Origin of the sequence: Chthonomonas sp. (genome assembly GCF_035294505.1) — a bacterium.
In the GTDB taxonomy this organism is placed as follows: Bacteria; Armatimonadota; Chthonomonadetes; order Chthonomonadales; family Chthonomonadaceae; genus Chthonomonas.
The window spans coordinates 1-1,796 of sequence record NZ_DATGKU010000191.1 but is presented as its reverse complement, the minus strand read 5'-3'; the positions used below and the strand labels follow the sequence as shown (position 1 = coordinate 1,796).

The window sequence follows — 1,796 nt, the reverse complement described above, 5'->3', positions numbered from 1 at the left end:
TCGCGCAAATCGCCAGAGAGTTGGGCACTGCGGACGCGTCCATTCATTGGAAGAAGAACGATAGTTCATGTACACATACAGTTCTTGCGATTGCTTATGATAGCGATGAATATACTCATCTACCTCGAAAGGGGTGAGCTTGGTAGGGGCATTGAGTCCAATGGCCTCAAAGAGCGCGCGTTGCAAATCCGCCAGTTTTCGCTCGTAATAGCGACGAATTTGCTGCCGCACCAGGGCGCGCTCGGCTTTGGTCCACGGTCGCGTTTGGAGGATCGCTAACAGTTCCTGGGTCTTCGTCTGCTCATTGGTCATCGTTCTCTTCCCTCACAAGTGCTGACATCGGCTACCTCCATCTCTCGCGAAATTACGCTTCTCTGTCCCACGGTTAGGAACGACCTGCGCCCCAATCTGGCATGCCTTCTCCTGTTCATCTGGAGTCGGCCTCATCGGTTATTCGGCGGGCCTGCTGCTTGTTATCGGATCGCTGTTGCCAGGTAACGTACTGGTTCCCCCAGACCGTTCACCCATTCAATCCAGGAGACCGGCCCCCTCCATTCATCACGGGCAGCCGTTCGGATTTCTAACACACCTTGCCGTCTGCGCGCCCGGTTGATCTTGCGCCGGCGCTTCTCGCCCTCAACGAGGGCATAGACATCTCCATACTCCTGACAGATCATATTAATGTCACGGACGTTGAGCAAGGCATGGGCTATGGCTCTCTCGACCTCTGGCTCACCGCCAGCAGGGGCCAGTGGAGCTACTTCCCGCTTGCGCCTGGGAGTCCCAACAGGGGAAACGGTCTCCACAAGCGTCAACAGGCGCTGTAACTGAACCCGTTGTGCAGGCGTCATCTGCGAGGACGTGGCGAACTGCTGCAACAGGTCGCTCAAGCAGGCTCGCGTCTTTGCGGAGTGCCTATCTCCGGCGCGCATCGTGGTGAGGACTTCCTGCATCCTCTCCAGGGCGATCTGCAATGCGCTATCCACCTGGGGATCGGGCTGGAGCATGATTGTTCCTTTCTTTGGCTGATGGTGCCTTACACTTCAACGCAGCAGATCATACGTACCCCTTCTCTCTTTTCAAAGATCAGGTAGGGAGGACGGCTGGAGGGGTGGGCAGCGCCTGGCTCCACCCGCTTTGATGGTGGGCGTAGCTCACCACCAGCCCGCCACGAATAGCGTTGGGCTTGACCGTTGCCTCGTCGAGGCCACCGTGCGGAAGGGACCTCATCTGGTCCAGTCATACCCCGCTAAGAGAAGGAAGGGGGTTAGAGCAGTCCCTTCAAAGAACAGGTTCCGCAGACATAGCCTTTGTTGGGCACAATGCTGTAGCCGCCATGAGCACGAATAATCACCTGCCCACATTCCGCACATTTCGTCGGCTCATAGCTCGGAGGGTTGGGCAGCTTCTCGAAATTGTACTCGTTGGTAGCCATATCCACATAGTCCTCGGTGTCGAAGCTTTCCCGGCACCTCTGGCAGGTTTGCCAGCTCCCCGTATGACCCTCATGATAGTGATAAGCACAGATGGTGTAGCGGTCGTGATTGCGCCAACAGCTATTGCGGGCGTAAGAAAACAGCACATAGGTGTCGCTATCATCGCAGATCCAGTGGTCACAACACGGCGTTTTGGTTAATTTGCCGGTTTTCCCACACAGACCACACCGAGGCCTGGATCCCCTTTTGGGTGTCTTTTTTGCCATCGCGACCATTCTCCCTTGATGAGCTTATGGCTCTCCCACGCTCTCCCAGCGTGCGGCTCGCAGACGTTCTCCTTCTGGGGAAAGCTGAACGCGC

General features: G+C 56.5%; 4 protein-coding genes. All 4 read right to left on the bottom strand.

Features of this window, described 5'->3' with window-relative positions; translation table 11 throughout:
• Positions 1 to 312, bottom strand: a 312-nt coding sequence (locus tag VKV18_RS11895) for a hypothetical protein (RefSeq protein WP_324204420.1), incomplete at its 3' end; no start/stop codon positions are given.
• A gap of 161 nt (positions 313 to 473) precedes the next feature.
• Positions 474 to 1,007 carry a hypothetical protein gene (locus VKV18_RS11890; protein WP_324204419.1) on the bottom strand — a complete coding sequence of 178 codons (534 nt, stop codon included), beginning with the start codon at positions 1,005 to 1,007 and terminating at the stop codon, positions 474 to 476.
• Positions 1,008 to 1,086: 79 nt separating this feature from the next.
• Entirely contained in the window at positions 1,087 to 1,230 is a 144-nt protein-coding gene (locus tag VKV18_RS11885) for a hypothetical protein (RefSeq protein ID WP_324204418.1), read from the bottom strand.
• 37 nt (positions 1,231 to 1,267) lie between these two features.
• The gene (locus VKV18_RS11880; protein ID WP_324204417.1) at positions 1,268 to 1,702 is read right to left on the bottom strand and encodes a hypothetical protein; all 435 of its coding nucleotides are present in this window, start codon (positions 1,700 to 1,702) and stop codon (positions 1,268 to 1,270) included.
• Positions 1,703 to 1,796 lie beyond the last annotated feature (94 nt).